A 4001-nucleotide genomic window follows, 5' to 3' on the forward strand; every position below is an offset into this window, starting at 1 on the left:
AAGCAGCCGCTTTAGGAACGCTATAGCCTTGCTCGGTGACCAGGGCAACCGCTTCTTGTTTAAACTCTGTTGTATAACTTCTGTTCTTTCGTTTTGTCATTTAACACCTCAATAATTGGATTATATTCCTTATTGAAGTGTCCTGTTTGATTAAAGCAGATCATTGCGAGGGGGCGTGTTTTGGATCGTCACAATGGCGAATACTGCTACAGGCAAATCGACAATAAAGCGCAGTGTTGCAATCGACAATAACTGAAAGTCGAATAACGGCCACTCAAAAAAATTATCAAGAGGAAGTGCTTGAATAACCATAGCGGGTTAAAATAGAGTTTGGTGAGTAAGGCCTTCGCAATAGCCTGCTTCAAAGCACCAAAGTGTTTTTTCTTAAGGTGGCACACAGCGGTTCAGTTTAGTCTCTTTTCCGTTTATTAGGACGTACGTGACGGTGAAGAATCCTGCTGTTTTCTTGTCTGACGAAGGTTCGTTTACGAAAAGCCCATAATTCGCGGCGAGCAATTTTTCCCGTTTCTTTAATATCGACAATTGGTTTTGGATACGTGGTTCCCAGAGATAGGTCATACAATGTTTCTTCCATAGGAGTCATCATCCACGGCGTGTGAATCAGCTCGTTTGGGAGTTTAGCCAATTCCGGTAGCCACATTCTGATAAACTCACCATTAGGGTCATGCTCTAGACTTTGTTTCACTGGATTGTAAATTCGAATGGTATTTGTGCCTGTGACGCCAGCCTGCATCTGAAACTGCGCATAGTGAATACCGGGCTCGAAGTCCAAAAAAAGCTTGGCTAGATAATGTACACCTTGCCGCCAATCCTGCAGCAAATGATGACAAAAAAAGCTGACGAGCATGGATCGCATTCGAAAGTTCAAATAACCCGTTTCGATTAAACATCGCATGCATGCATCAACAATGGGGTAGCCCGTTTTTCCATCTTGCCAAGCTTGGCGATGGCAAAGGGAATCATTGTCTTCTCGATAGCTGAATAACGCGTAAGCGCGATTGACAGGTCTTTCTTCCATTTCATGTTCACTTTCAAACTTTTGGATAAAATGGCAGTGCCAATGCAAACGTGAACACAAGGTATTCGCCGTTTTACGCCACCCCTGTTCGCGACGATGAAGTAAGGTTCGCTGATAAAACTGCCGCAGGCTAATATTTCCCCAAGCCAGGTAAGGAGACATGCGGGAACAGCTCTTTCGGCTTTCAAGTGGTTTTGATATTTTATAGGCATAGTCTTGACCTCTTGATCTAAAAAAAGAAGCGAGTGTTCTCTCAGCCCATTTTTCACCCCCATGTTGCATCCTAGGATGCGTTTCAAGCCAAGAAGGCTCCATTGCATCATTCGGATGATGATGTGCTAGAGAAATAAGGTTAGCGCCTCGAAGGTCGGGATTGTCTAAACCCATGCGCATGATACTGTGCCAGTGCTTGTCCCAATTGCTTCGGTGGGTCAGCCCTCGAATGACTCCGCCCGTTGGGCTTTCTTGCCAGTCTATTTGGTGTTTGGCTAGCCAATCAGCTATTTCCTTATCGCGCTCATAGGTAGCACGTATACCGGTCTCTTCATAGCTGAATAATCGATTGATTGTGAAATGGCTATGGATTTCCTCTAACGCCTTAAGAACCTTGCCCCGAAAGCAATGGATCTGCGTGTTAAAGGCCTTGAGTTGACGATTCAAATCGGCTAAAGACTGGCAAATAAAACGCCAATGGCGCACGTCGTAGTGAGGGTCTTGTATTAGCAGATCTTCGAAGATATAGATCAGTAAGGTGGGATTTTTGCCTGCACAAGCTTCCTTCAGGGGAGTATGATCACGTAACCTGAGATCACGCTTAAACCATACAACGTTAATGCCCTGGTTTTGAGTTGGTTGTTTGGTTCGTAAGTCGCTGATTTGTTGATGTAAACCTTGAGCTGACATGAATTCTATTCAATCCTAACTATGATGTTTGTTACGTTTACGTTTGGAAGGGGGAAAAAGATCACCTACAGAGTGATCTATTCCACGGGGTAAACGTACATTTACTAAATGATGAAAAGCCTCTAACGGTAATGAGTCTAAAAAAGTAGACGCGTGCTGAGGAGAAGGGGCTGAATGTCTTTCTGTCGGAGGAAAAGGCGTGTTGTTTGTAAGCCCAGTGCTTGTAAGACTAAGGTCTTGTTTTTACGGAGAAGATAACGGGGAAATAGACGATGTTTACCATTAAGGCATTGATTCAATTTAGTATGATACTTTTCAGTGTGTTAGCGGTGGGGTGCAGCACGGGAAGCTGGCGAGAAGCGTCTAGAGACTCTTCCGGGCTCGCCCCTTTGTCTACCGAAACTCCCGAAGCGGTTATTCAGGTATATGGTGCCGATGCATGGGGGTGGCGAGGTTGGTTTGCGATACATACTTGGATTGCGGTGAAAGCAAGAGATGCTTCTGAATATACCGTTCTTGAAGTGATAGGTTGGCGTGCCAAACGAGGACTGTCTGTGTTGAGAGTCGAGAATGATATTCCTGATAGGTATTGGTTTGGTAGTCAGCCCCAAATTCTTTTGGATAAGCGAGGTGACGAAGCAGAAGAGTTGATCGAAGAAATAGTTGCTTTAGCTGAACGTTACCCCTGGGCTAACGAGTATAAAGTTTTTCCTGGCCCGAACAGCAACACCTTTCCAGCTTGGATAGCAGCGCAGGTGCCCGAACTGGGCTTGGAGCTTCCCTTTAGTGCTATTGGCAGTGGTTACGTAGATTAACAGGGCGAAGAGTTTATGACTGAATATCAACCTATGACTTTGTTGATGAACGCTAGGCAAGAGGCCAAGCAAAACCAGGACCCCAGTGCTAAATATTGCACACTCGCGACACTCGAGCAAAATGATGCGTCTCAACCAAGAATGCGCACCTTGGTCGTACGCGAAATCAATGCAGATAGTTGTGTACTGTTTGTGAACAAACTTGCCCAAAAGAACCTACTACATTTAAACGAGGCGAAGGTAGAACTGCTATTTTTCTATCCTTCGCTACTACAGCAATTTAGAGTTCGGGGTGAATTGTCATTAATGTGTCCTGAGGTTCTTGAAACTCACTGGCAGCATAAACCTTATATTTCAAAGTTGCTGGATCATTTTTATCATACTGTCGCGCACCAGAGCGCTGCCCTGGAAGGCTCATTTGAGGTAGAACGGGGTATTAACGCGCTGAAAGAAAAGTACCCTAATCCTGATACAGTTCCTTTCACAGATAATGCGCTTGGGCTGGTGGTGTCTGTGAATTATCTAGAGTACTGGCGAGGCCATGAAACTGGCTTGCATGAGCGCACTTTATATCGACATATAGGCCACAGTTGGGAACGAGCTGCGCTTGTTCCTTGAATAGCGCGAACTATTGGGCTGCACTCTCTGCTACTCTTGGCGCCAATCATGTTTTCTGCACGTGGCAGGTTTGAGTCCCTAACCGATAGGATTGGTGTAGGGAAAATGGTTAAGGGGTGTTGATGCGAATGTTCGCGTATCTGATACCCTAATCTGTGGGTACCATGGTGGCAAGATTCAGTAGTGGGTGTGGATTGACTAAGTAAAATAAAAGAGGGCCGCAGGTTTGTCGACAAATTACTCTTAGCTCTTGTTTATAAGTATATGTATATCTGTGCTGCGGATATCTCAAACGATTACAATAACCCTGATGCTACTAAATTAATTAAGAGATCTTTTGATAGCCTCCTCTAATACACTGTCTAAGGGGGTTACCTGAGATCTGAACAAGGAAATACTTGATAAATCGGAAGAGATGAGGAACTTGTTGAAGTTCCAATTTGGTGATTTTTCAGTCCGTTGTTTTAGCATTTTGTAGAAGTCGTTTTGTTGAGGTCCTGTTACATAGCTCGGCGCTAGCATGGTGAAACTAACGCCGAAGTTTTTGAAGCAGACGCTAGCTGTTTCTGCTTCAGTTGCTAATTCTTGCCTGAAGGAGTTAGAAGGGAAACCGACAATTTCCAAAC

General features: G+C 44.6%; 4 protein-coding genes and 1 pseudogene. 2 read left to right on the forward strand and 3 right to left on the reverse strand.

The features are described 5' to 3' along the window. Both A3757_RS15465 and A3757_RS15470 read right to left on the reverse strand, forming a co-directional pair. Window positions 1-100, reverse strand: a 100-nt coding sequence (locus A3757_RS15465; protein ID WP_156506344.1) for a transposase, incomplete at its 3' end; no start/stop codon positions are given. Between the two features lie 309 nt (window positions 101-409). After that, a complete protein-coding gene (locus A3757_RS15470; protein WP_082865253.1) occupies window positions 410-1942 on the reverse strand; it encodes a cryptochrome/deoxyribodipyrimidine photo-lyase family protein in 1533 nt (510 codons plus the stop codon). A gap of 272 nt (window positions 1943-2214) precedes the next feature. Between A3757_RS15470 and A3757_RS15475 the strand changes: the two genes are divergently transcribed. Together A3757_RS15475 and A3757_RS15480 are read left to right on the forward strand one after the other, a co-directional pair. Then, entirely contained in the window at window positions 2215-2757 is a 543-nt protein-coding gene (locus tag A3757_RS15475) for a DUF3750 domain-containing protein (RefSeq protein WP_068510196.1), read from the forward strand. Window positions 2758-2772: 15 nt separating this feature from the next. Beyond that, entirely contained in the window at window positions 2773-3375 is a 603-nt protein-coding gene (locus tag A3757_RS15480) for a pyridoxamine 5'-phosphate oxidase family protein (RefSeq protein ID WP_068510197.1), read from the forward strand. 321 nt (window positions 3376-3696) lie between these two features. Here the strand turns inward: A3757_RS15480 and A3757_RS15485 are convergent. Further along, window positions 3697-4001, reverse strand: a pseudogene (locus tag A3757_RS15485) (glutathione peroxidase); the annotation flags it as partial.

This window comes from Oleiphilus sp. HI0117 (assembly GCF_001635235.1).

Bases quoted from the DNA above. Each gene is read 5' to 3' on its own strand.
- A3757_RS15470 (WP_082865253.1), bottom strand. From the start codon at position 1,942: ATGTCAGCTCAAGGTTTACATCAACAAATCAGCGACTTACGAACCAAA.
- A3757_RS15475 (WP_068510196.1), top strand. From the start codon at position 2,215: ATGTTTACCATTAAGGCATTGATTCAATTTAGTATGATACTTTTCAGT.
- A3757_RS15480 (WP_068510197.1), top strand. From the start codon at position 2,773: ATGACTGAATATCAACCTATGACTTTGTTGATGAACGCTAGGCAAGAG.